General features: G+C 44.9%; 36 protein-coding genes. All 36 read left to right on the top strand.

The features are described from left to right. Nucleotides 1-132 precede the first annotated feature (132 nt). The 36 genes from MHI32_RS27785 (at nt 133) to MHI32_RS27610 (ending at nt 21,488) form a co-directional block, all read left to right on the top strand. Nucleotides 133-384: a ribosomal L7Ae/L30e/S12e/Gadd45 family protein gene (locus MHI32_RS27785; RefSeq protein ID WP_038573459.1), complete on the top strand. Its 252-nt coding sequence runs from the start codon at nt 133-135 to the stop codon at nt 382-384. Nucleotides 385-517: 133 nt separating this feature from the next. Continuing rightward, complete coding sequence (gene rpsL, locus MHI32_RS27780; RefSeq protein ID WP_036680518.1) at nt 518-937, top strand: 30S ribosomal protein S12; 420 nt, start codon at nt 518-520, stop codon at nt 935-937. A 45-nt stretch (nt 938-982) separates the two neighbouring features. Beyond that, nucleotides 983-1,453 (top strand): 30S ribosomal protein S7, encoded by a 471-nt coding sequence (gene rpsG / locus MHI32_RS27775; protein ID WP_036680520.1) that lies wholly within the window; start codon nt 983-985, stop codon nt 1,451-1,453. Between the two features lie 47 nt (nt 1,454-1,500). Continuing rightward, nucleotides 1,501-3,579 carry an elongation factor G gene (gene fusA / locus MHI32_RS27770; RefSeq protein ID WP_036680521.1) on the top strand — a complete coding sequence of 693 codons (2,079 nt, stop codon included), beginning with the start codon at nt 1,501-1,503 and terminating at the stop codon, nt 3,577-3,579. Nucleotides 3,580-3,688: 109 nt separating this feature from the next. Beyond that, nucleotides 3,689-4,879: an elongation factor Tu gene (tuf, locus tag MHI32_RS27765; RefSeq protein ID WP_036680523.1), complete on the top strand. Its 1,191-nt coding sequence runs from the start codon at nt 3,689-3,691 to the stop codon at nt 4,877-4,879. Nucleotides 4,880-5,140: 261 nt separating this feature from the next. Continuing rightward, on the top strand, nt 5,141-6,490 hold the full coding sequence (locus MHI32_RS27760; protein ID WP_340011448.1) for a globin-coupled sensor protein: 1,350 nt from the start codon (nt 5,141-5,143) through the stop codon (nt 6,488-6,490). Between the two features lie 227 nt (nt 6,491-6,717). Then, a complete protein-coding gene (gene rpsJ, locus MHI32_RS27755; protein WP_017692074.1) occupies nt 6,718-7,026 on the top strand; it encodes a 30S ribosomal protein S10 in 309 nt (102 codons plus the stop codon). Between the two features lie 42 nt (nt 7,027-7,068). Beyond that, a complete protein-coding gene (gene rplC / locus MHI32_RS27750; protein ID WP_036680532.1) occupies nt 7,069-7,692 on the top strand; it encodes a 50S ribosomal protein L3 in 624 nt (207 codons plus the stop codon). Between the two features lie 25 nt (nt 7,693-7,717). Continuing rightward, nucleotides 7,718-8,341, top strand: a complete 624-nt coding sequence (gene rplD / locus MHI32_RS27745) for a 50S ribosomal protein L4 (RefSeq protein ID WP_036680536.1) — start codon at nt 7,718-7,720, stop codon at nt 8,339-8,341. After that, the gene (gene rplW, locus MHI32_RS27740) at nt 8,341-8,634 is read left to right on the top strand and encodes a 50S ribosomal protein L23 (RefSeq protein ID WP_036680537.1); all 294 of its coding nucleotides are present in this window, start codon (nt 8,341-8,343) and stop codon (nt 8,632-8,634) included. The genes rplD and rplW overlap by 1 nt, the downstream gene beginning before the upstream one ends. A 29-nt stretch (nt 8,635-8,663) precedes the next feature. Then, complete coding sequence (gene rplB, locus MHI32_RS27735; protein WP_076186617.1) at nt 8,664-9,494, top strand: 50S ribosomal protein L2; 831 nt, start codon at nt 8,664-8,666, stop codon at nt 9,492-9,494. Nucleotides 9,495-9,570: 76 nt separating this feature from the next. Further along, nucleotides 9,571-9,849 (top strand): 30S ribosomal protein S19, encoded by a 279-nt coding sequence (gene rpsS, locus MHI32_RS27730; protein WP_036652940.1) that lies wholly within the window; start codon nt 9,571-9,573, stop codon nt 9,847-9,849. A 33-nt stretch (nt 9,850-9,882) separates the two neighbouring features. Beyond that, a complete protein-coding gene (gene rplV / locus MHI32_RS27725; RefSeq protein ID WP_036680546.1) occupies nt 9,883-10,215 on the top strand; it encodes a 50S ribosomal protein L22 in 333 nt (110 codons plus the stop codon). A gap of 13 nt (nt 10,216-10,228) precedes the next feature. Next, on the top strand, nt 10,229-10,894 hold the full coding sequence (gene rpsC, locus MHI32_RS27720; RefSeq protein ID WP_038573452.1) for a 30S ribosomal protein S3: 666 nt from the start codon (nt 10,229-10,231) through the stop codon (nt 10,892-10,894). A 2-nt stretch (nt 10,895-10,896) separates the two neighbouring features. Continuing rightward, entirely contained in the window at nt 10,897-11,331 is a 435-nt protein-coding gene (gene rplP / locus MHI32_RS27715; RefSeq protein ID WP_036680552.1) for a 50S ribosomal protein L16, read from the top strand. Beyond that, complete coding sequence (gene rpmC, locus MHI32_RS27710) at nt 11,321-11,518, top strand: 50S ribosomal protein L29 (protein ID WP_019908232.1); 198 nt, start codon at nt 11,321-11,323, stop codon at nt 11,516-11,518. Before rplP ends, rpmC begins: the two co-directional genes overlap by 11 nt. 43 nt (nt 11,519-11,561) lie before the next feature. Next, nucleotides 11,562-11,828 (top strand): 30S ribosomal protein S17, encoded by a 267-nt coding sequence (rpsQ, locus tag MHI32_RS27705; RefSeq protein WP_036680554.1) that lies wholly within the window; start codon nt 11,562-11,564, stop codon nt 11,826-11,828. A gap of 38 nt (nt 11,829-11,866) precedes the next feature. Then, a complete protein-coding gene (gene rplN, locus MHI32_RS27700; RefSeq protein ID WP_036680556.1) occupies nt 11,867-12,235 on the top strand; it encodes a 50S ribosomal protein L14 in 369 nt (122 codons plus the stop codon). 48 nt (nt 12,236-12,283) lie between these two features. Then, complete coding sequence (gene rplX / locus MHI32_RS27695; protein ID WP_076099615.1) at nt 12,284-12,637, top strand: 50S ribosomal protein L24; 354 nt, start codon at nt 12,284-12,286, stop codon at nt 12,635-12,637. 31 nt (nt 12,638-12,668) lie between these two features. Then, nucleotides 12,669-13,211 (top strand): 50S ribosomal protein L5, encoded by a 543-nt coding sequence (gene rplE / locus MHI32_RS27690; protein WP_036680558.1) that lies wholly within the window; start codon nt 12,669-12,671, stop codon nt 13,209-13,211. Nucleotides 13,212-13,260: 49 nt separating this feature from the next. Then, nucleotides 13,261-13,446: a type Z 30S ribosomal protein S14 gene (locus tag MHI32_RS27685; protein ID WP_013312154.1), complete on the top strand. Its 186-nt coding sequence runs from the start codon at nt 13,261-13,263 to the stop codon at nt 13,444-13,446. 32 nt (nt 13,447-13,478) lie between these two features. After that, nucleotides 13,479-13,877 carry a 30S ribosomal protein S8 gene (rpsH, locus tag MHI32_RS27680; protein ID WP_036680560.1) on the top strand — a complete coding sequence of 133 codons (399 nt, stop codon included), beginning with the start codon at nt 13,479-13,481 and terminating at the stop codon, nt 13,875-13,877. A gap of 30 nt (nt 13,878-13,907) precedes the next feature. Further along, nucleotides 13,908-14,450, top strand: coding sequence for a 50S ribosomal protein L6 (gene rplF / locus MHI32_RS27675; protein WP_036680562.1), 543 nt, complete (start codon nt 13,908-13,910; stop codon nt 14,448-14,450). An 84-nt stretch (nt 14,451-14,534) separates the two neighbouring features. Then, nucleotides 14,535-14,903: a 50S ribosomal protein L18 gene (gene rplR, locus MHI32_RS27670; protein ID WP_036680564.1), complete on the top strand. Its 369-nt coding sequence runs from the start codon at nt 14,535-14,537 to the stop codon at nt 14,901-14,903. Nucleotides 14,904-14,930: 27 nt separating this feature from the next. After that, entirely contained in the window at nt 14,931-15,428 is a 498-nt protein-coding gene (gene rpsE / locus MHI32_RS27665) for a 30S ribosomal protein S5 (protein ID WP_036652980.1), read from the top strand. Between the two features lie 14 nt (nt 15,429-15,442). After that, a complete protein-coding gene (gene rpmD, locus MHI32_RS27660; RefSeq protein WP_036680567.1) occupies nt 15,443-15,628 on the top strand; it encodes a 50S ribosomal protein L30 in 186 nt (61 codons plus the stop codon). 40 nt (nt 15,629-15,668) lie between these two features. Beyond that, nucleotides 15,669-16,109, top strand: a complete 441-nt coding sequence (gene rplO, locus MHI32_RS27655; RefSeq protein ID WP_036680569.1) for a 50S ribosomal protein L15 — start codon at nt 15,669-15,671, stop codon at nt 16,107-16,109. Next, nucleotides 16,109-17,407, top strand: coding sequence for a preprotein translocase subunit SecY (gene secY, locus MHI32_RS27650; RefSeq protein WP_076130016.1), 1,299 nt, complete (start codon nt 16,109-16,111; stop codon nt 17,405-17,407). Before rplO ends, secY begins: the two co-directional genes overlap by 1 nt. Nucleotides 17,408-17,503: 96 nt before the next feature. Continuing rightward, nucleotides 17,504-18,148, top strand: a complete 645-nt coding sequence (locus MHI32_RS27645) for an adenylate kinase (protein ID WP_038573451.1) — start codon at nt 17,504-17,506, stop codon at nt 18,146-18,148. A 4-nt stretch (nt 18,149-18,152) separates the two neighbouring features. Beyond that, nucleotides 18,153-18,905, top strand: coding sequence for a type I methionyl aminopeptidase (map, locus tag MHI32_RS27640; protein ID WP_340011444.1), 753 nt, complete (start codon nt 18,153-18,155; stop codon nt 18,903-18,905). A gap of 11 nt (nt 18,906-18,916) precedes the next feature. Then, nucleotides 18,917-19,225 (top strand): KOW domain-containing RNA-binding protein, encoded by a 309-nt coding sequence (locus MHI32_RS27635; RefSeq protein WP_036680581.1) that lies wholly within the window; start codon nt 18,917-18,919, stop codon nt 19,223-19,225. Between the two features lie 2 nt (nt 19,226-19,227). Continuing rightward, a complete protein-coding gene (gene infA, locus MHI32_RS27630; protein ID WP_036652996.1) occupies nt 19,228-19,443 on the top strand; it encodes a translation initiation factor IF-1 in 216 nt (71 codons plus the stop codon). 53 nt (nt 19,444-19,496) lie between these two features. Next, nucleotides 19,497-19,610: a 50S ribosomal protein L36 gene (gene rpmJ / locus MHI32_RS27625; protein WP_003322638.1), complete on the top strand. Its 114-nt coding sequence runs from the start codon at nt 19,497-19,499 to the stop codon at nt 19,608-19,610. Nucleotides 19,611-19,629: 19 nt separating this feature from the next. Continuing rightward, nucleotides 19,630-19,998, top strand: a complete 369-nt coding sequence (gene rpsM, locus MHI32_RS27620; protein WP_036680583.1) for a 30S ribosomal protein S13 — start codon at nt 19,630-19,632, stop codon at nt 19,996-19,998. Nucleotides 19,999-20,017: 19 nt separating this feature from the next. Continuing rightward, nucleotides 20,018-20,413, top strand: a complete 396-nt coding sequence (gene rpsK, locus MHI32_RS27615; RefSeq protein ID WP_019908251.1) for a 30S ribosomal protein S11 — start codon at nt 20,018-20,020, stop codon at nt 20,411-20,413. A 130-nt stretch (nt 20,414-20,543) separates the two neighbouring features. Further along, the gene (locus MHI32_RS27610; protein WP_036680585.1) at nt 20,544-21,488 is read left to right on the top strand and encodes a DNA-directed RNA polymerase subunit alpha; all 945 of its coding nucleotides are present in this window, start codon (nt 20,544-20,546) and stop codon (nt 21,486-21,488) included. Nucleotides 21,489-21,504: the final 16 nt, after the last annotated feature.

Genomic DNA, 21,504 nt, shown 5'->3' with positions numbered 1-21,504 from the left:
GCATGAGTGTTCTGCTGTGTATAATTTCTATAAAAATTGTTGCTGAATTTCTTGACACCATCTATTGATAATGCTAAAATGTCTAAGGTGCGTGAGTAGCCATGTTATCCTTGTTCATTGGAGGTAAAGAGAATGACTGATGATAGAGGACTACAGGATGCTCAGGTCAAGATCGGTACCAAACAAACCGTCAAGGCGGTAGAGTTGGGCCTAGCCGCAGAAGTCTATGTGGCAGAGGACGGAGATCAAAGGCTTACTTCCAGGATAGTTTTGCTTTGTAACAAACAAGGTGTTAAGATCACATATGTGGATACGATGCTGAATTTGGGCAAGGCCTGCGGAATAGAAGTTGGCGCTGCGATGGCAGCCGTCTTAAAACAATAGCTACAGAAATGTTTTTGTACTGGGGTGAACACCAGCGGCAAGAACTTTTCATTTGTCTTTTTATGAACCGCCTGGGTCTGTGGGCTTAGAGTTCTTAAATCGACTATCATTTCAGGAAGGGGGTGGCAACAACATGCCAACAATTAACCAATTGGTTCGTAAAGGCCGTCAAGCCAAAATCGAAAAATCTAAATCTCCCGCTCTTCAAAAAGGGTATAACGCCCTCAAGCGTGAGGCTACAAATTTGAGCGCTCCGCAAAAACGCGGTGTGTGCACTCGTGTAGGCACAATGACTCCACGTAAACCAAACTCAGCGCTTCGTAAATATGCCCGTGTTCGTTTGACGAACCGTCTCGAGGTAACAGCTTATATCCCGGGTATCGGACATAACTTACAAGAGCACAGTGTTGTATTACTTCGCGGAGGTAAAGTAAAGGACCTTGCAGGGGTTCGTTACCATATCGTTCGTGGTGCTTTGGATACAGCAGGTGTAGCTAACCGGATGCAAGCTCGTTCTAAATACGGTGCAAAACGTCCTAAAGCTAAGAAGTAAGATAACAATATCTGAATAATAAACATTTAAGAAAGGGGGATATCCATGCCACGCAAAGGTCCAGTTACAAAGAGAGACGTATTGCCAGATCCGTTGTATAATAGCAAGTTGGTTACTCGTTTGATTAACCGCATTATGCTGGGTGGTAAAAGAGGTGTCGCTCAAAGCATTCTGTACAATTCATTCAAATTGATTGAAGAACGTACGGGTAAAGATCCGATGGAAGTTTTCGAAGCTGCCATCAAGAATATCATGCCGGTTTTGGAAGTCAAAGCTCGTCGTGTCGGTGGTGCTAACTATCAAGTACCTATCGAGGTTAAACCAGAGAGACGTACTGCTCTGGGATTACGTTGGCTCGTAAACTACTCTCGCAACCGCGGTGAGAAGACTATGGAAGAGCGTTTGGCGGCTGAGATCATCGACGCTTCCAACAACACAGGCGCTTCTGTTAAGAAACGTGAAGATACACACAAAATGGCTGAAGCAAACAAAGCGTTCGCTCACTACCGTTGGTAGGATAAAGGTCATTCAAATAACTTATATTTTGAAGGGAGATCCATTTCATGGCTAGAGAGTTCTCCTTAAAAAATACACGTAACATCGGGATCATGGCGCATATTGATGCTGGTAAAACAACTACCACAGAGCGGATTCTTTTCTATACAGGCCGTACGCACAAAATCGGTGAAGTTCACGAGGGTGCTGCTACAATGGACTGGATGGAGCAAGAACAAGAGCGCGGAATCACGATTACGTCCGCTGCTACGACTGCTGCGTGGAAAGGTCACCGCATCAATATCATTGATACCCCAGGACACGTTGACTTCACTGTTGAAGTTGAACGTTCCCTGCGTGTATTGGATGGGGCAGTTGGTGTATTTAGTGCAAAAGAGGGCGTTGAGCCTCAGTCTGAAACCGTATGGAGACAGGCTGACCGTTATAACGTTCCCCGGATTGCATATGTAAACAAAATGGACATTATCGGTGCGGATTTCCTTAACGTAATCGAAACTATGCGTGATCGCCTTCAAGCCAATGCAGTTGCTATTCAATTGCCAATTGGTGCAGAAAGTGATTTCACTGGTATTATCGACCTAGTTGAGCAAAAAGCACACATGTTCAGAGATGATCTGGGCCAAAACATCGAAGTAACGGATATTCCGGAAGAATATTTGGCCAAAGTTGAGGAGCTGCGTCTCGAGTTGATCGAGAAAGTTGCTGAACTTGATGAGGATCTGACTATGAAGTATTTGGAAGGCGAAGAAATTACAATTCCGGAAATTAAAGCTGCAATTCGCAAAGGCGTAGTTGAAGTTAAATTGTTCCCTGTAATTGCTGGATCTTCCTACCGAAACAAAGGGATTCAGCTTATGCTGGATGCTGTTGTTGATTACTTGCCATCTCCTCTTGACGTTCCAGCTATTACTGGACATCTTGATGACGGTACAGAAGCTGTTCGTCACTCTTCGGATGAAGAGCCGTTTGCAGCTTTGGCATTTAAAATCATGACAGACCCTTATGTTGGTAAACTTACGTTCTTCCGTGTTTACTCAGGCGTACTTGAGTCCGGATCATACGTAGTTAATGCAACTAAGAACAAGCGTGAACGTATTGGTCGTATCCTTCAAATGCATGCGAACAGCCGTCAAGAAATTTCCATCGTGTATTCTGGCGACATCGCAGCTGCTGTTGGTTTGAAAGATACCAGTACAGGTGATACACTGTGTGATGAGAAGAATCCAGTAATTCTGGAATCAATGAACTTCCCTGATCCAGTTATCGAGATCGCTGTTGAACCAAAAACTAAAGCTGACCAAGATAAAATGGGCGTTGCTCTCGGAAAGTTGACTGAAGAGGATCCAACTCTTCGTGCTCACACTGATGAAGAAACAGGCCAAACAATCCTGGCTGGTATGGGTGAACTTCACTTGGACATCATCATCGACCGTATGCGTCGTGAGTTCAAAGTAGAAACCAATGTGGGTAAACCACAGGTTGCTTACCGCGAAACGTTCAAGGCACCTGCTCGCGTCGAAGGTAAATTTGTACGCCAATCTGGTGGTCGTGGTCAATACGGTCACGTATGGGTTGAGTTTGAACCCCTCGAACCAGGTACTGGTAGCAAATTCGAAAGTAAAGTTGTTGGTGGCTCGGTTCCTAGAGAGTACATCGCTCCTGCACTTGCGGGTATTGAAGAACAAATGAAAAACGGCGTACTTGCTGGCTTCCCGCTAGTAGACGTTAAAGCTACCATCGTAGATGGTTCTTATCATGATGTCGATTCCAACGAAATGGCATTTAAAATTGCCGGTTCGATGGCACTCAAAGCAGCTAAAGACAAGTGTAAGCCTGTCCTGCTTGAGCCAATCATGAAAGTAGAAGTAACTGTTCCTGAGGAATATATGGGTGATGTAATGGGTATGCTGAACTCCCGCCGTGGCCGTATCGAAGGTATGGATTCCCGTGGTGGAGCGCAAATTATCCGTGCTAAGGTGCCTCTTTCCGAAATGTTCGGATACTCTACAACACTTCGTTCTGGTACACAAGGACGTGGCGTATTCTCAATGGAGCTTTCTCACTATGAAGAAGTTCCTAAATCCATTGCGGAAGAGATCGCTGCAAAGAACAAAGGCGCTGAATAATTACCAGTTTTAACTTGCCGTCCCGGGTATAAACACTCAGTCATCTAAGATTACACGTATGCGGGCGGCTCAAATATAAGGAACCCCACATTAAGGAGGAACTGTTCAAATGGCAAAGGCAAAGTTTGAACGTAACAAACCGCACGTTAACATCGGTACTATTGGTCACGTCGACCATGGTAAAACGACTCTGACTGCTGCAATCACTACTGTATTGTCCAAAACTTACGGTGGCGCAGCTATCGCATTCGATCAAATCGACAAAGCTCCTGAAGAGCGCGAACGTGGTATCACAATCTCCACTTCCCACGTTGAATATGAAACTCCTAACCGTCACTACGCTCACGTAGACTGCCCTGGTCACGCCGACTATGTTAAAAACATGATCACTGGCGCAGCGCAAATGGACGGAGCTATCCTGGTTGTATCCGCAGCTGATGGCCCAATGCCACAAACTCGCGAGCACATCCTGTTGTCCCGTCAAGTAGGCGTTCCTTACATCGTTGTCTTCTTGAACAAATGCGACATGGTTGAAGACGAAGAGTTGTTGGAATTGGTTGAAATGGAAGTTCGCGACTTGCTTAGCGAGTATGACTTCCCAGGCGACGATACTCCAATCATCCGTGGTTCTGCTCGTGAAGCTCTGCAAAACCCAGATGGCGATTACGCTAAAAAAATCATCGAAATGTTTGAAACAATCGATGAGTACATTCCACTTCCTGAGCGTCAAACTGACAAGCCTTTCTTGATGCCTGTCGAAGACGTATTCTCCATCACTGGCCGCGGTACTGTGGCAACTGGTCGCGTAGAACGCGGAACAGTTAAAGTCGGAGAAGAAATCGAAATCGTTGGTATTCACGAAGATACTAAGAAATCCGTAGTTACGGGCGTAGAAATGTTCCGTAAATTGCTGGATTCCGCTCAAGCTGGGGACAACATCGGAGCATTGCTTCGTGGTGTTGACCGTAACATGATCGAGCGTGGCCAAGTATTGGCTAAGCCGAACTCCGTTAAACCACACACTGAGTTCACTGCTCAAATTTACGTTCTGACAAAAGAAGAAGGTGGCCGTCACAAGCCTTTCTTCACTGGATACCGTCCACAGTTCTACTTCCGTACAACTGACGTAACTGGTATCATCAACTTGCCAGAAGGTACTGAAATGGTTATGCCTGGTGATAACATCTCCGTAACCGTACAACTGATCTCCCCAATCGCTATTGAAGAAGGTACTAAATTCTCCATTCGCGAAGGTGGCCGTACAGTTGGTGCTGGTAGCGTAGCTTCTATCCAAAAATAATAATTCGACTTCTATCTGCGGGTAGATTCCGAATTACAAACACCCCTGATTCTTCTTGCGGAGAATCAGGGGCTTTTTTGTTTTTTTTCTGAGAATAATGTATTATTCGACACCAATTGATAATAAAGCATAACAATATGATCTTTTTCTACATAATTCGTCAAATTACAACAATCAATTGTTTACAATTATACTAATGATAGAGTAAAATGAAGGAGGAATAATAATGTAAAATAATAGGAATTGTGGGAGAGTGGTAATATGGGGAAATGTCCTTTTTCCTTCATGCATGCGTTAACTGCACGTAATAATAATGCGGATTCTCCTGCCTCTCATTCCTTAGACTTCAAGGATCAGAATCATTCTGTGGCAGGGTCTTTTCATAAGCTGGAGGGACATGGTGAGCTTAACGAGCAGATGAGAATGATTGATCTAACTGAAGCAGATTTGAACTTACTACGCAGGGTGAAACCTGTTGTTGAGCAGAATATAGACTATATCATTGATCAATTTTACAATTCGGTATTAGGCGTAAATAAACTTGAAGCTATTATTTTAGAGCATAGCAGTATAGACAGGTTAAAAACTACTCTTCGTGGGCATATTCTAGAGATTTTTAATGGAAAAGTTGATGATGAGTACATAGCAAAGCGTCTAATGATCGCTAATATTCATAAAAAAGTAGGGCTTGAGCCCAAATGGTACTTATCTGCTTTTCAGAATCTTCAGAACGTATTTATACGCGTTATATATAATGAAACAAACGATGATAATACACGCCTTCGAGTGGTTCAGACCGTGACCAAACTCCTTAACCTTGAGCAGCAGCTGGTTCTAGAAGAATATGAGAAGGAGAACATAAAAGAGAAGGAAGAGCAATATCTATTGGTGAAAAATGAATTAAAACAAAAAATTTCAGAGTTTAGCGTTGAATTGATAGATTATAGCATCGATACTAATGCTGCTGTGAAGCAGCTAGTGGCAAGCAGCAATGAAGTAAGTAGAACATTCCAACGTACGGCTGCATCCGCCCTGGAGTCACAGGGATTAGCTACAGATGGGCATGAACACTTGGGTGATTTGACTGAGCAAATTAATCTTATATATCAGACCACCAGTGAGATGGAAGACTCGATCATTGAGTTAAGCGATTCCTCTAAGCAAATTCAAAAAATTGTGAACTCAGTAAGGGAAATTGCCGATCAGACTAAAATCCTCTCACTTAATGCAACGATTGAAGCCGCTAGAGCCGGTGAGCATGGTAGAGGTTTTAATGTGGTTGCTCAAGAAGTTAGCCGGCTTGCAGAGGATACTAAGAGTACTGTAATTCAGATCGTAGAGCTAACAAATAAATCAGGTCTACTCACTCAGCAGGTTGTAGAAGAGATTCGTAAGGTGCAGGAGTTAACTAAGAATGGGAAGCACCAATCGGTCGAGACTAGTCTTTTGTTCTCTGATATTGTAGACGCTATGCGTAGCAGTACACAGGAGATTGTAATAGTGGAAGAAGAAATAAGAACCTTAATCCAAACCATTGAGGGGATCGGAACAGCAACGGCTCAGACTGCTTCCTCCGCAGAGTTTTTTAAGTCTGCCACAGAGAATCTTTAACATATATATATAGTAGAAGAACAGCGCATGAAAAAAATATGCGTTGTTTTTCTATTTTCGCTTGCAATACTGCTGCCTATTATATATAATAATAAATGTTGTTCTGAGACGTTGCGATGATGTGAGAGGTTACTGACACACCCGGCCCCTTTGCCATGGGGACGAGGTCAGAAAATTTTCACGGAGTATGTCCGATACCAAATTGGGCGATAGAAGGAGGGACTAAAATGGCAAAGCAAAAAATTCGTATTCGCTTGAAAGCATACGACCACAGAATTCTTGATCAATCCGCTGAGAAGATTGTTGAAACAGCAAAACGTTCGGGTGCAGGTGTGTCCGGGCCGATTCCGTTACCAACTGAGAAGCAAATCATTACTATTCTCCGTGCGGTACACAAGTACAAGGATTCCCGTGAACAGTTTGAACAACGGACTCACAAACGTTTGATCGATATTGTGAACCCAACACCACAAACTGTGGATGCCTTGATGCGCTTGGATCTACCGTCCGGTGTAGATATCGAAATCAAATTGTAATTCTATTTTAAGTAACTTAGGAAAAGAAAAGAGGTGTCAACATTGAAAGGTATCTTAGGAAAAAAACTCGGTATGACTCAAGTGTTTACTCCAGAAGGTAACGTAATTCCTGTTACTGTTATCGAAGCAGGACCTTGTGTAGTACTGCAAAAGAAAGACCTGAATATCGACGGATATGAAGCAGTGCAATTGGGCTTTTCTGATAAAAAAGAAAAACGCTCCAATAAGCCTGAACAGGGTCACGCCAAAAAGGCAAATGCAACACCTAAGCGCTACGTTCGTGAAATTCGCGGTGTTGATCTCGGGTCTCTCGAGGTTGGACAAGAGCTGAAGGCTGATATCTTTGCTGAGGGCGAATTTGTTGACGTAACTGGTACATCTAAAGGTAAAGGTTTCCAAGGTAACATCAAACGTTGGGGACAAAGCCGCGGACCAATGGCACACGGATCGCGTTACCACAGAAGACCGGGTTCCATGGGTTCTATCCAAGCTAACCGTGTTCCTAAGGGCAAACGCCTTCCAGGACATATGGGTCACACGACTATTACGGTTCAAAAGCTTGAAATTATCAAGGTTGATGTTGAACGTAACGTATTGCTGGTTAAAGGCGCTATCCCAGGTCCTAAAAACAGCTTCGTGAAAGTTAAACAAACCGTTAAGAAATAATTATTGAAGAAAGGAGGAACATGAAATGCCAAAAGTAACACTTTTTAATATTAGTGGCAACGAAGTTGGTGAAGTGGAACTGAGCGATACAGTGTTCGGTATTGAACCGAATGAGCACGTTCTACATGAAGCTGCGCTTATGCAAAGAGCTTCCCTACGTCGTGGTACACACAAAGTAAAAGGACGTTCTGAAGTTCGTGGCGGTGGACGTAAACCTTGGAAACAAAAAGGTACAGGTCGCGCTCGTCAAGGCTCCATTCGTTCTCCACAATGGAAAGGCGGCGGCGTTGTCTTCGGACCAACACCACGTAGCTATTCCTGGAAACTGCCTAAGAAGGTTCGTCGTTTGGCGATCAAATCCGCTTTGTCCTCGAAAGTACTCGAGAATGACATTATCGTATTGGATAGCTTGACAATGAATGCTCCGAAGACGAAAGAATTCGCAGCAATCTTGAACAACCTGAAAGTAGATCGTAAAGCGTTGATCGTAGCTACTAGCTATGATGATAACGTAGCACTTTCCGCTCGTAACATCCCTGGGGTGAAATTCGTAGCGGCTGACGGCATTAATGTTCTTGACGTACTGACGTACGACAAACTGATCATCACTAAAGAAGCAGTTCTGAAGGTAGAGGAGGTGTTCGCGTAATGAAAGATCCTCGTGATATTATCAAACGTCCGGTGATTACGGAACGTACTTCCGACTACATGAGCGAAATGAAATACGCTTTTGAAGTGGATATCCGTGCTAACAAAACCGAAATCAAAAAAGCTGTCGAGGCTATTTTCAAAGTAAAAGTAACTAATGTGAACACAATGCGCGTACCTGGCAAACTGAAACGTTATGGTAAATATTCTGGTTACACTCCAGAGTGGAAAAAAGCCATCGTTAAGCTTAGCCCGGACAGCAAACCGCTTGAATTTTTTGAAGCGGTAGAATAATACTCTGTTGAAGTAAGGAGGGAACTACAGTGCCAATCAAAAAGTACAAACCGACCTCTCCGGCAAGACGCGCTATGTCCGTGTCTACGTTTGAAGAAATTACAACAAACCAGCCAGAGAAATCGTTGCTTTCTCCGCTGTTCAAACATGCGGGACGCAACAACCAAGGTAAAATTACGGTTCGTCACCATGGCGGCGGACATAAACGTAAATACCGTATTATCGACTTCAAGCGGACTAAAGACGGCATACCAGGTAGCGTTGCTACAATCGAGTATGACCCGAACCGCACATCTAATATTGCTTTGATCCACTATGCTGATGGAGAGAAACGTTATATCATCGCTCCTAAAGGTCTAAGAGTTGGGGATAAAGTAGAGTCTGGTTCTGCGGCCGACATCAAAATTGGTAACAGTCTTCCACTGGAGAATATTCCAGTAGGTACAGTTATCCACAACATTGAGTTGAAACCAGGTAAAGGCGGACAATTGGTTCGTGCAGCTGGTACAGAAGCTCAATTGCTTGGTAAAGAAGAAAAATACTGTTCCGTTCGTTTGTCATCCGGTGAGGTTCGTAAGATCCTTAGCGTATGCCGTGCAACTATCGGTTCCGTAGGTAACGAAGATCACGAATTGATCAAAATCGGTAAAGCTGGACGTAGTCGCTGGCTCGGCCGTCGTCCTGAAGTTCGCGGGGTAGTAATGAACCCTAACGATCACCCACACGGTGGTGGTGAAGGTCGCGCTCCAATCGGACGTAAATCGCCAATGTCTCCATGGGGCAAACCAACCCTTGGTTACAAAACGCGTAAGAAAAACAAGGCATCTGATAAATATATCGTTCGCCGCCGCACTAAATAAGACGCTTCTGGCAAGTTAATAAAGCGCGAAGCGTCGATTCGCGGTTTGAAGAACCGGATGAAGGGAGGATTCACACATGGGTCGCAGTTTAAAGAAGGGGCCGTTTATCGATGGCTACCTGCTTAAAAAAGTTGAGGAACTGAACGAGGCTGAGAAAAAGGTTGTAGTTAAAACTTGGTCCCGTCGCTCAACCATTTTCCCTCAGTTTATCGGACATACGTTTGGTGTATATGACGGCCGTAAACACGTGCCTGTATACGTAACAGAAGATATGGTAGGTCACAAGTTGGGCGAGTTCGCGCCAACACGTACTTACAAAGGCCACGCGGGTGACGATAAGAAAACAAGAAGATAATAATAAGGTCTCTGTTTGAAAGGAGGTTAAACAATGGAAGCAAAAGCACATGCAAGATCGGTGCGAATTTCCGCTCGTAAAGCGAAACTGGTTGTTGACTTGATTCGCGGTAAGCAAGTGGGGGAAGCAATTGCTATTCTTCGCCACACTCCGAAATCCGCTTCTCCGGTCGTTGAAAAGTTGCTTAATTCGGCAATTGCGAATGCTGAGCATAACTATTCTTTGGACGTGAACAGTTTGTTCGTTAGCGAGGTTTTCGTTAACCAAGGACCTACTATGAAACGTTTCCGTCCGCGCGCCATGGGCCGCGCAAGTCGGATCAATAAACGCACGAGCCACATTACACTGGTGGTATCTGAGAAATAAGGAGGGATAACACGTGGGTCAAAAGGTAAATCCAATCGGACTCCGAATCGGTATTATTCGCGATTGGGAATCTAAATGGTATGCAGGAAAAGATTTCGGTACTCTTCTGATGGAAGACGTCAAAATCCGGGAATACCTTAAAGGCAAATTGAAGGATTCCGCTGTTTCCCATATCGAGATCGAAAGAGCGGCTAGCCGCGTGAACGTTACAATTCATACAGCTAAACCAGGTATGGTTATTGGTAAAGGCGGAGCAGAAGTAGAAGTACTTCGCAGCGCAGTTACAGCAATCGCTGGTGGCAAAAAAGTACACATCAACATCAATGAAATCAAGCACCCTGAATTGGATGCAATTCTTGTAGCTGAGAGCATTGCTCAACAATTGGAACGTCGTGTATCGTTCCGTCGTGCCCTCAAACAAGCGATTCAAAGAACTATGCGTTCTGGCGCAAAAGGGATTAAAACTCAAGTGGGCGGACGTCTTGGCGGAGCTGAGATTGCTCGTTCAGAAGGTTATAGCGAAGGAACAGTTCCACTTCATACGCTTCGTGCCGATATCGATTACGGAACGGCTGAAGCACATACAACTTACGGTCTTATCGGCGTAAAAGTATGGATCTACCGTGGAGAAGTTCTTCCCCCAGCTAAGAAACAAGCTGCTCAGGAAGGAGGCAACTAATCATGTTGGTACCAAAACGCGTAAAACACCGCAAGCAACAACGCGGACACATGAAGGGTATGGCAAAAGGCGGTACTGAATTGAACTTCGGCGAATTCGGCCTGGTTGCACTTGAACCGTCTTGGATCACTAACCGTCAGATCGAAGCTGCTCGTATCGCGATGACACGTTATATCAAACGTGGCGGTCAAGTTTGGATCAAGATTTTCCCAGATAAACCTATTACTCAAAAGCCTCTCGAGGTTCGTATGGGTAGTGGTAAAGGTAACGTTGAGAAATGGGTAGCCGTAGTTAAACCGGGCAAGATTATGTTCGAACTCGGAGGCGTGTCGGAAGAAATCGCTCGTGAAGCGATGCGTCTTGCCGCTCACAAGCTGCCTGTAAAGACTAAGTTTGTGAAACGTGAAGAATTGGGTGGTGAAGCAAATGAAAGCTAATGAACTTCGCAACTTAACCACTGCTGAGATTGAACAAAAGATCGCTGGATTCAAAGAGGAACTTTTTAATCTCCGTTTTCAATTGGCAACTGGCCAATTGGACAACCCAACTCGGATTCGTGACGTGCGTAAGGAAATAGCTCGTGCTAAAACCGTGATCCATCAAAGAGTGCTTGGGATTAGTTAAGTGAGACGGATCGCAGATCCGTATTCAGGAAGGAGGCTAACTAATGAGTGAAGAACGTAATGCACGTAAAGTGCTAATCGGTAAAGTGGTCAGTGATAAAATGGATAAAACCATCGTAGTTGCTGTTGAAACCTATAAGAAACACAATTTGTACCACAAACGCATCAAGTCTACGAAGAAATTCAAAGCACATGATGAGGGAAATGTTGCAAAGATTGGCGATACCGTAAAACTCATGGAAACTCGTCCGTTGTCTAAGGACAAACGTTGGAGACTAGTTGAAGTGGTAGAAGCAGCGGTTATCATCTAAGATAATCAAGAGAGTTTTTCCGGAAGGAGGAAATTATAATGATTCAACCATTTACACGTTTGCATGTGGCTGACAACTCTGGTGCGAAGGAACTGATGTGTATCCGCGTACTGGGTGGTACTGGACGCCGTACAGCAGCAATCGGTGATTTGATCGTTTGTTCCGTTAAACAAGCAACACCAGGCGGCGTTGTCAAAAAAGGTGATGTTGTTAGAGCGGTAGTTGTTCGTACGAAACGTTCCGTTCGTCGTAAAGATGGATCTTACATCGCATTCGACGAAAATGCAGCTGTTGTTGTTAAAGACGACAGAAGCCCTCGTGGAACACGTATCTTTGGACCAGTTGCTCGCGAACTTCGCGATAAAGACTACATGAAGATCGTTTCCTTGGCACCGGAAGTTATCTAATAAACACGGCACCAATAAGTTGAAGGTTAGTTATAGGAGGTGTAATAAATGCCTAGAGTGAAAAAAGTTCTGGAATCCCATAACAATAAACTGCACGTGAAGAAAGATGACGTGGTGCTTGTGATCAGTGGTAAAGACAAAGGCAAAAAAGGCCGTGTCATCGCTGCTTATCCTCGTGAAAACCGCGTTCTGGTAGAAGGCGTCAATATGGTGAAAAAACACCAAAAGCCGAACCAGCTGAATCCACAGGGTGGAATTATTGAGCAGGAAGCTTCGATTCATGTGTCCAACGTAATGCACATCGATCCGAAGACCGGCAAAGTAACCCGTATCGGTTACAAAGTTTTGGACAATGGTAAAAAAGTTCGGATTGCTAAAAGATCCGGAGAGATTATCGACTAATCTAGCCCTTAAGAAAGGAGGTTAAATCTTCATGGCAGCAAGAATGAAAGAACGTTTTCTTAACGAAATTACACCTGCTTTGATGCAGAAGTTTAACTATACAACTGTTATGCAAGTGCCTAAGATCGAGAAGGTTGTCATCAACATGGGTGTGGGTGACGCTGTTCAAAACTCCAAAGTACTTGATGCTGCAGTTAATGACATGCAGTTGATCGCTGGTCAAAAACCAGTAATCACTAAAGCTAAAAAATCCATCGCTGGTTTCAAACTACGCGAAAATATGCCGATTGGGGTTAAAGTAACACTGCGCGGAGAGCGTATGTATTACTTCTTGGACAAATTGTTCAACGTAACACTTCCACGTGTACGTGACTTCCGTGGTGTTTCCACTAAAGCCTTTGACGGCCGTGGTAACTACACACTTGGTCTTAAAGAACAATTGATCTTCCCCGAGATCGAATATGACAAAGTGGATAAAGTCCGCGGTATGGACATCGTTATTGTAACGACTGCTAAGACGGACGAGGAATCCCGCGAGCTGCTGGGTCAGCTGGGAATGCCTTTCGCAAAATAAAGTCGGTTAATCCATTTTCTCCGAAAATGTTTAGGAGGTGTCAGGCTAAGTGGCAAAAACTTCGATGAAAGTTAAACAACAACGTACGCCTAAGTTTAAAGTACGTGCATATACACGTTGCGAACGTTGTGGTCGTCCACATTCGGTACTGCAAAAGTTCAAAATTTGCAGAATTTGTTTCCGTGAATTAGCTTATAAAGGCCAGATCCCTGGCGTGAAAAAAGCAAGTTGGTAAGAAGTTTATAAACGGGAAGGAGGTTTACACACATGACTATGTCTGATCCTATTGCAGATATGCTTACTCGTATTCGTAACGCTAACATTGTGCGTCACGAGACGGTAGAAATGCCTGCTTCTACTATGAAGAAACAAATCGCTGACATTTTGAAGCGTGAAGGTTTCATCCGCGATGCGGAATTCGTTGAAGATAGCAAACAAGGGATTATCCGTATCTTCTTGAAATACGGCCCTAACCAAGAGCGTGTTATTTCTGGTTTGAAAAGAATCAGTAAACCAGGCCTTCGCGTATACACGAAGAGCAATGAAGTGCCTCGTGTACTCGGTGGTCTAGGAATCGCGATTATCTCCACATCTAAGGGAGTTATGACCGACAAAGAAGCTCGTCAATCAAAATCTGGCGGAGAAGTTGTCTGCTACATTTGGTAATAAACGTCACAAGATAAGGAGGTGCAACACATGTCTCGTATTGGTCGCAAACCAATCGCAGTACCTAGCGGTGTAGATGTCACTTTGGACAACGCCGTTATTACAGTAAAAGGTCCAAAAGGTTCTTTGACTCGTGAGCTTCATAAAGACATGAAGGTTACAGTTGAAAATAACGAAATTACCGTTGTTCGCCCGTCGGATAACAAATTGCATCGTTCACTTCACGGCACAACCCGCTCCGTTGTCAACAACATGGTAGCAGGTGTGACTGAAGGTTTCTCGAAATCTCTGGAACTGGTTGGGGTCGGATATCGTGCAAGCAAATCCGGAGATAAAATCGTTCTGAACGTTGGTTATTCCCACCCGGTTGAAATTACACCGGAAGCTGGTATCGAGTTCGAAGTTCCTGCGAACACGAAGATCATCGTTAAAGGTATCGATAAAGAACGCGTTGGCGCATACGCTGCTAAAATCCGTTCCGTTCGTGAACCAGAACCGTATAAAGGTAAAGGTATCAAATATGAAGGCGAGCGTATCATCCGCAAAGAAGGTAAAGCTGGTAAGAAGAAATAACCAGTTTAAACTTAATTGTAAGATACCCCGTGCATCTTAAAGTGAAGCTGTTTACGGCAAACTGAAGGGAGTGAAAGGGAAGTCATGATTACAAAAGAAGATAAAAACAAGGCTCGTCTCAAAAGACACCTGCGTGTTCGTAAGAAGATCCAGGGAACTACTGAGCGTCCACGTTTGAACGTATTCCGTTCTTCGAAACACATCTACGCTCAACTGATCGATGATGTTAAAGGGGTTACTATCGTATCCGCTTCTACACTTGATAAAGATCTGAGCGCTAATATCGGTAATGGCGGTAGCGTTGAAGCTGCAGCGAAAGTTGGCCAATTGGTCGCTGAGCGTGCCAAAGAAAAAGGATATGCAGTGGTCGTATTCGACCGCGGAGGTTACTTGTACCATGGACGGATTCAAGCATTGGCTGATGCAGCTCGTGAAGCTGGTCTTGAATTCTAGAATAATTCTTAAAAGGAGGTTAACGACTTGCGTGTAGATCCGAACAGTTTAGAACTGACAGAAAGAGTTGTACACATTAACCGTGTTGCAAAAGTTGTAAAAGGCGGACGCCGTTTCAGCTTTAGTGCACTTGTTGTTGTGGGCGACGGCAACGGCTACGTCGGTGCTGGTATCGGTAAAGCCGGCGAAGTTCCGGATGCCATCCGTAAAGGCATTGAAGACGCCAAGAAAAACCTGATTCACATCCCAATCGTAGGAACTTCGATTCCCCATCTCGTTACTGGACACTTCGGCGCAGGACGCGTGTTGTTGAAACCAGCATCAGAGGGTACTGGCGTTATCGCTGGCGGTCCAGTTCGTGCGGTATTGGAATTGGCAGGCGTTGGCGACATTTTGACAAAATCACTGGGTTCTTCGAATTCCATGAACATGGTCAATGCAACTTTGGAGGGACTTTCCCGTCTGAAACGCATTGAAGAGGTCGCGAAACTTCGCGGCAAATCTGTCGAAGAATTGCGCGGTTAAGGAGGGGAACGTCAATGGCAAAATTGCAAATTACCCTCGTACGTAGTGTAATCGGACGTCCAGAAACACAACGTGTTACTGTTAAGACGCTCGGCCTGCGTAAACTCAACACGACAGTGGTTCACAATGACAGTCCTGCAATTCGCGGAATGATCAATAAAGTGAGTCACTTGCTATCTGTAACTGAAATTGAAGGCTAAACGCCTCGCATAAATTAACAAACATAAGGAGGTGCAAACGATGAAGTTACATGAACTTGCTCCAGCTCCTGGTTCCCGCAAAGAACGCAATCGCGTTGGTCGTGGTCCTAGTAGCGGAAATGGTAAAACTTCCGGTCGCGGTCACAAAGGTCAAAACTCACGTTCTGGCGGTGGTGTTCGTCCGGGCTTCGAGGGTGGACAAAATCCGCTCTATCGTCGTCTGCCTAAACGTGGTTTCGTCAATCCTACCCGTAAAGAGTATGCGATTGTGAACCTGGAAGATCTGAATAGCTTTGCAGAAGGAACTGAAGTGACTCCGCAGTTGTTGCTTGAAACTGGTGTTGTCAAGAATTCCAAAAGCGGCATCAAGATTCTCGGCAACGGTGAGTTGACCGTAAAATTGACTGTACAAGCAAATAAGTTCTCTCAATCTGCGGTAGAGAAAATCGAGGCTGCCGGCGGTAAAACCGAGGTGATCTAATGTTCAAGACGCTTAAGAATATCTGGCATGTTGAAGATTTGCGCAAAAAGATCCTGTTTACCTTGTTCATTCTGATTATCTACCGTATCGGTTCGTTTGTTCCGGTTCCTGGTGTGAACAAAGATGTACTGCAAACAGCAAATCAGAGCGGTGACGCTTTGATGGGACTCTTGAACACCTTTTCGGGCGGAGCGCTCAAAAACTTCTCGATATTTGCGATCAGTATTTACCCGTACATTACAGCATCCATCATCGTGCAATTGCTGTCGATGGATGTTGTTCCTAAGTTTGCTGAATGGGCTAAACAAGGGGAGCACGGGAAAAAACAATTGGCGCAAATCACTCGTTACGGTACAGTGATATTAGCCCTGATCCAAGGTTTTGCTACGTCGATAGGGTTTAACCGGATATATAATACTCAAATGATGCCGAATGCGACATTTGCTGATTACTTGCTGGTTGCCATTATCTTGACGGCGGGTACTTCTTTCTTGATGTGGCTTGGTGAACAGATTACCGAAAAGGGAATCGGGAACGGGATTTCGATCCTGATTTTTGCGGGAATCGTCGCCGCCATTCCGGGATATATCACAAGTACGGCTAACTCAAGTTTTATTCAGCCGGATCAGGTGTTCCTGAATATTCTTAAAGTCGTTATCGTGCTGATTGTGATTGTAGCGATTATTACAGCAGTTATCTTCGTACAGCAAGGTATTCGGAAGATTCCTGTTCAATACGCTAAACGCGTAGTCGGCAATAAAATGTACGGTGGACAGAATACACATATCCCATTGAAAATTAATGCGGCAGGTGTAATTCCGGTAATCTTCGCCGTATCATTGCTTCAGTTCCCAGTTGTTCTCTCCAGTTTCTGGTCAACACATGCCTGGGCTCAATGGATTGCTAAGTATTTAGCAACCGATGCTCCACTTGGTATGCTTCTGTATGTAGTGATGATCATCGGGTTCACGTTCTTCTATACGTTCGTGCAGATGAATCCTCAGCAGATGGCCGATAACATGAAGAAGAATGGTGGTTACATTCCAGGTATCCGTCCTGGTAAAGCTACAGAGAAATATCTGACTAGAGTAATGTCTCGTCTGACTATGTCCGGCGCTTTGTTCCTAGCTTTGATCTCTGTTCTGCCGATGTTCTTCGGTGCTTTATCTGGATTGCCTAAAGAAGTTCGTATTGGCGGTACATCACTGCTGATCGTAATCGGTGTGGCATTGGATACTATGAAGCAGATCGAGAGCCAATTGATCAAACGCCATTACAAAGGCTTCATCAATAAATAGGTGATAGGTTCCGGTGAAGCTTAAGTTTTTATTCTTCCCGGCACCTATTATGCTGTTTCTTGCTTGGTGGCGAACTTTTGGGGGGAGAGAGAAATCGTGAACATTTTATTCATGGGCCCTCCTGGGGCAGGCAAGGGAACACAAGCGGCAGAAATCGTTAAAGAATTTGGTATTCCTCATATTTCGACAGGAGATGCTTTCCGTTTGGCAATCAAACAGGAAACTCCGGTAGGATTGAAGGCCAAATCATTTATAGATCAAGGTTTGCTTGTACCAGATGATGTGACCATTGGGATAGTCGAAGAACGGTTGCAGCAGTCCGATTGCGAAAAAGGATTTCTATTGGATGGTTTTCCAAGAACTCTTTCGCAAGCGGAAGCGCTGGATGATATTCTTAGCCGTTTGAACACTTCTTTGGATCATGTCATCAACTTGAATGTTGACCGTGGATTGCTAATGGCGCGTCTTACTGGACGTCGTATCTGCAGCGTTTGCGGAGCATCCTACCATTTAATCTTCAACCCGCCGAAGCAAGATGGCATTTGCGACATTGATGGCGGTGAATTATATCAACGTCCGGATGACAACGAAGAAAGTGTAGGCAAGCGCCTGGATGAGTATGATAATAAAACAGCGCCGCTGCTTGCGTTTTATGATAATAAAGGTCTTTTGCGTCAGGTAAACGGGGAAAACGAAATTAATGTCGTTACTTCTGAAATCGTGTCTTTAATGCGGGGTTAATGTAATGATCATTTGTAAATCCGAACAGGAACTTGCCTTTATGAGGGAAGCTGGTCGAATTGTTGCCGAGAGTCACCGTCTTATTGCTCAGGCCATTGAGCCTGGCATTACAACGGGTGAGCTCGACAGAATCGCCGATCAATACATTCGCAGTCAAGATGCTGTGCTGTCTTTCAAAGGCTACAACGGTTTTCCTGCCAGCATTTGCGCTTCAGTCAACGAACAATTAGTGCATGGATTTCCTGGTAAACGTAAACTGATCGAAGGCGATATTGTTACGCTGGATATCGGTGCAGAGTACCGCGGTTATCACGGTGATTCCGCCTGGACCTACGGTGTGGGCAGCATTTCCGAAGAGGCTCAGCGTTTGCTGGACGTTACGGAAGGCTCCTTGTACGCGGGACTGGCGTTAGTTAAGCCGGATGTGCGCTTGTTTACAATCTCCCATGCTATTCAGCAATACATCGAAGAGGCTGGTTTCTCAGTCGTACGTGAGTATGTTGGTCATGGTATTGGGGCAAAACTGCATGAAGAACCGCAAATTCCGAATTATGGCATAGCGGACCGCGGACCACGTCTGAGACCGGGTATGGTGCTCGCGATTGAGCCGATGGTAAACGCAGGAAAGAGACATGTCAGAACACTGGAAGATAACTGGACTGTCGTTACGGTTGATGGCTCACTATGTGCTCACTTCGAGCATACAGTAGCAGTTACTCCGGACGGCATGGAAATTTTCACAAAACTGAATGCGTAGGTGATCTCCTCTTGAATACTGTGAGCAGCCCGCAGGTTGGTCAATTAGTGAGAATTCTCAAAGGCAAAGATGCCGGAGAGGCAGCCGTTGTTATCGCAGTTGTTGATAGCAGATTTGTATACATTGCAGATGGAGACAAACGTAAGTTTGATGGGCCAAAGAAGAAGAATATTCTTCATCTTGAGCTCATACCCTTCATCAGCAGTGAGGTTGTGGACAGTTTGAAGGAAACTGGGCGGGTAACAAACGGAAAGCTGCGATTCGCAGTCATGAAGTATGCTGGACCCACCGGAATAAGTGCTGATGAGAAAGGAGACTAACTGTGGCTAAGGAAGATGTCATTGAAGTAGAAGGTACTGTCCTTGAACCGTTGCCAAACGCAACGTTTAAGGTTGAGCTTGAGAACGGTCATCAAATACTTGCCCATGTATCCGGTAAATTGCGGATGCACTTTATCCGTATTTTGACCGGAGACAAAGTGGTCGTGCAGTTATCGCCTTATGATTTATCAAAAGGTCGTATAACTTACCGTAAATAGATGGGAACTACGAAAAAAGTTTTGCTTCGCAAAACTTTGAGGAGGTAATTAACATGAAGGTAAGACCTTCTGTAAAGCCCATTTGCGAGAAATGTAAAGTAATCCGCCGCAAAGGGACTGTTATGGTGATTTGCGAAAATCCGAAACACAAACAAAAACAAGGTTAAGAAGGGGGTGTAGCGTAAAATGGCTCGTATAGCTGGAGTGGATTTGCCACGTGACAAACGCGTTGAGATCGCCTTGACTTATATTTTCGGAATCGGTAAAACGACTTCTCAGAAAATTCTTAATGAAACAGGCATTAGCGCTAATACACGTGTCCGTGATTTGACGGAAGATGAAGTCAGCAAACTGCGTGAAACGATCGACAAAACGGTTAAGGTTGAAGGTGACCTGCGTCGTGAAATTTCCTTAAATATTAAACGTCTTACTGAGATCGGCTGTTACCGCGGTGTTCGCCACCGTCGTGGATTGCCTGTTCGCGGTCAACGTACTAAAACGAATGCCCGTACCCGGAAAGGCCCGCGTCGTACGGTAGCAAACAAAAAGAAATAATAAGGGGGGATAAGAGACAATGGCTAAACCGAAAAAAGTCGTACGTACCAAACGTCGCGACCGTAAAAATATCGAATCCGGCGTGGCACATATTCGTTCCACGTTCAACAACACCATCGTTACCATCACGGATCCTCACGGAAATGCAATTTCCTGGGCAAGCTCCGGCGGCCAAGGATTTAAAGGTTCCCGTAAGTCCACTCCATTCGCAGCGCAAATGGCAGCTGAATCAGCAGCTAAAGCAGCTATGGAGCACGGCATGAAGTCGGTTGAGGTTATGGTTAAAGGACCGGGCGCGGGCCGCGAAGCAGCCATCCGTTCCCTTCAAGCTGCAGGGCTTGAAGTTAACCTTATTAAAGACGTAACTCCGGTTCCTCACAATGGATGCCGTCCGCCTAAGCGTCGTCGCGTATAGTGAAATCAGTATTGTGAATGTGGTATAATTCTGACGCATCTGCTAATAATAGGTGTTTAGGCATACTACATGATGCACCTGATGGGGTGACAGTTTCATATAGGAGCGACGTTGAAGGAGGGGTAAACTCGTGATAGAAATCGAAAAGCCGAAGATTGAGACCGTAGAAGCTAATGATGAAGGTACCTATGGGAAATTCGTAGTTGAACCGCTGGAACGTGGGTATGGCACGACTCTGGGGAACTCGCTTCGCCGGATATTGCTTTCTTCGCTTCCAGGAGCCGCAGTGACTTCGGTCCAAATTGACGGCGTTCTGCATGAGTTCTCGACCGTTCCAGGCGTAATGGAAGATGTGACGGAAATCATTCTGAACCTTAAAGCCTTGTCTCTGAAGATTCATTCAGACGAGGAAAAAGTGTTCGAGATTGATGCTGAAGGGGAAGGCATCGTTACCGCAGGTGATATCCGTGCGGACAGCGATGTTGAGATCCTCAATCCGGATCTTCACATTGCAACGCTGGGACCTGGTGCGAGACTTCATATGCGTATTTTTGCAGGCCGTGGTCGCGGCTATGTCCAAGCGGACCGGAACAAACGTGACGATCAGCCAATTGGTGTTATTCCAGTTGACTCCATCTACACTCCAATTTCACGCGTTAACTACGGCATAGACAATACACGTGTTGGTCAAGTGACTAACTACGACAAATTGACGCTTGAAATTTGGACGGATGGAAGTATCAGACCGGAAGAGGCTGTAAGCCTCGGAGCCAAAATTTTGAACGAGCACCTCGTTCTGTTCGTAGGTCTTACGGACGAAGCGAAAGACGCCGAAATTATGGTTGAAAAAGAAGAAGACAAAAAAGAAAAAGTACTTGAGATGACAATCGAAGAGCTTGATCTTTCTGTTCGTTCCTACAACTGCCTCAAACGTGCTGGTATTAATACCGTACAAGAGCTTACCACGAAGACTGAAGAAGATATGATGAAGGTGCGTAACCTTGGTCGCAAATCTTTGGAAGAAGTTCAGGAAAAGCTTGAGGAACTTGGTTTGGGTCTCCGCACAGAAGAATAGCTGCAGATTGCTTTAG

The organism is Paenibacillus sp. FSL H7-0690, assembly GCF_037980415.1.
Lineage (GTDB): Bacteria > Bacillota > Bacilli > Paenibacillales > Paenibacillaceae > Paenibacillus_AQ > Paenibacillus_AQ odorifer.
Note: the sequence above shows the minus strand (reverse complement) of the source record. Positions and strands in the feature narration are given on the sequence as shown.

Excerpts from the sequence above, each read along its gene's own strand:
- MHI32_RS27785 (WP_038573459.1), top strand. The coding sequence starts at position 133 with ATGACTGATGATAGAGGACTACAGGATGCTCAGGTCAAGATCGGTACC.
- rpsL (WP_036680518.1), top strand. The coding sequence starts at position 518 with ATGCCAACAATTAACCAATTGGTTCGTAAAGGCCGTCAAGCCAAAATC.
- rpsG (WP_036680520.1), top strand. The coding sequence starts at position 983 with ATGCCACGCAAAGGTCCAGTTACAAAGAGAGACGTATTGCCAGATCCG.
- fusA (WP_036680521.1), top strand. The coding sequence starts at position 1,501 with ATGGCTAGAGAGTTCTCCTTAAAAAATACACGTAACATCGGGATCATG.
- tuf (WP_036680523.1), top strand. The coding sequence starts at position 3,689 with ATGGCAAAGGCAAAGTTTGAACGTAACAAACCGCACGTTAACATCGGT.
- MHI32_RS27760 (WP_340011448.1), top strand. The coding sequence starts at position 5,141 with ATGGGGAAATGTCCTTTTTCCTTCATGCATGCGTTAACTGCACGTAAT.
- rpsJ (WP_017692074.1), top strand. The coding sequence starts at position 6,718 with ATGGCAAAGCAAAAAATTCGTATTCGCTTGAAAGCATACGACCACAGA.
- rplD (WP_036680536.1), top strand. The coding sequence starts at position 7,718 with ATGCCAAAAGTAACACTTTTTAATATTAGTGGCAACGAAGTTGGTGAA.
- rplW (WP_036680537.1), top strand. The coding sequence starts at position 8,341 with ATGAAAGATCCTCGTGATATTATCAAACGTCCGGTGATTACGGAACGT.
- rpsS (WP_036652940.1), top strand. The coding sequence starts at position 9,571 with ATGGGTCGCAGTTTAAAGAAGGGGCCGTTTATCGATGGCTACCTGCTT.
- rplV (WP_036680546.1), top strand. The coding sequence starts at position 9,883 with ATGGAAGCAAAAGCACATGCAAGATCGGTGCGAATTTCCGCTCGTAAA.
- rplP (WP_036680552.1), top strand. The coding sequence starts at position 10,897 with ATGTTGGTACCAAAACGCGTAAAACACCGCAAGCAACAACGCGGACAC.
- rpmC (WP_019908232.1), top strand. The coding sequence starts at position 11,321 with ATGAAAGCTAATGAACTTCGCAACTTAACCACTGCTGAGATTGAACAA.
- rpsQ (WP_036680554.1), top strand. The coding sequence starts at position 11,562 with ATGAGTGAAGAACGTAATGCACGTAAAGTGCTAATCGGTAAAGTGGTC.
- rplN (WP_036680556.1), top strand. The coding sequence starts at position 11,867 with ATGATTCAACCATTTACACGTTTGCATGTGGCTGACAACTCTGGTGCG.
- rplX (WP_076099615.1), top strand. The coding sequence starts at position 12,284 with ATGCCTAGAGTGAAAAAAGTTCTGGAATCCCATAACAATAAACTGCAC.
- rplE (WP_036680558.1), top strand. The coding sequence starts at position 12,669 with ATGGCAGCAAGAATGAAAGAACGTTTTCTTAACGAAATTACACCTGCT.
- rpsH (WP_036680560.1), top strand. The coding sequence starts at position 13,479 with ATGACTATGTCTGATCCTATTGCAGATATGCTTACTCGTATTCGTAAC.
- rplF (WP_036680562.1), top strand. The coding sequence starts at position 13,908 with ATGTCTCGTATTGGTCGCAAACCAATCGCAGTACCTAGCGGTGTAGAT.
- rplR (WP_036680564.1), top strand. The coding sequence starts at position 14,535 with ATGATTACAAAAGAAGATAAAAACAAGGCTCGTCTCAAAAGACACCTG.
- rpmD (WP_036680567.1), top strand. The coding sequence starts at position 15,443 with ATGGCAAAATTGCAAATTACCCTCGTACGTAGTGTAATCGGACGTCCA.
- rplO (WP_036680569.1), top strand. The coding sequence starts at position 15,669 with ATGAAGTTACATGAACTTGCTCCAGCTCCTGGTTCCCGCAAAGAACGC.
- secY (WP_076130016.1), top strand. The coding sequence starts at position 16,109 with ATGTTCAAGACGCTTAAGAATATCTGGCATGTTGAAGATTTGCGCAAA.
- map (WP_340011444.1), top strand. The coding sequence starts at position 18,153 with ATGATCATTTGTAAATCCGAACAGGAACTTGCCTTTATGAGGGAAGCT.
- rpmJ (WP_003322638.1), top strand. The coding sequence starts at position 19,497 with ATGAAGGTAAGACCTTCTGTAAAGCCCATTTGCGAGAAATGTAAAGTA.
- rpsM (WP_036680583.1), top strand. The coding sequence starts at position 19,630 with ATGGCTCGTATAGCTGGAGTGGATTTGCCACGTGACAAACGCGTTGAG.
- rpsK (WP_019908251.1), top strand. The coding sequence starts at position 20,018 with ATGGCTAAACCGAAAAAAGTCGTACGTACCAAACGTCGCGACCGTAAA.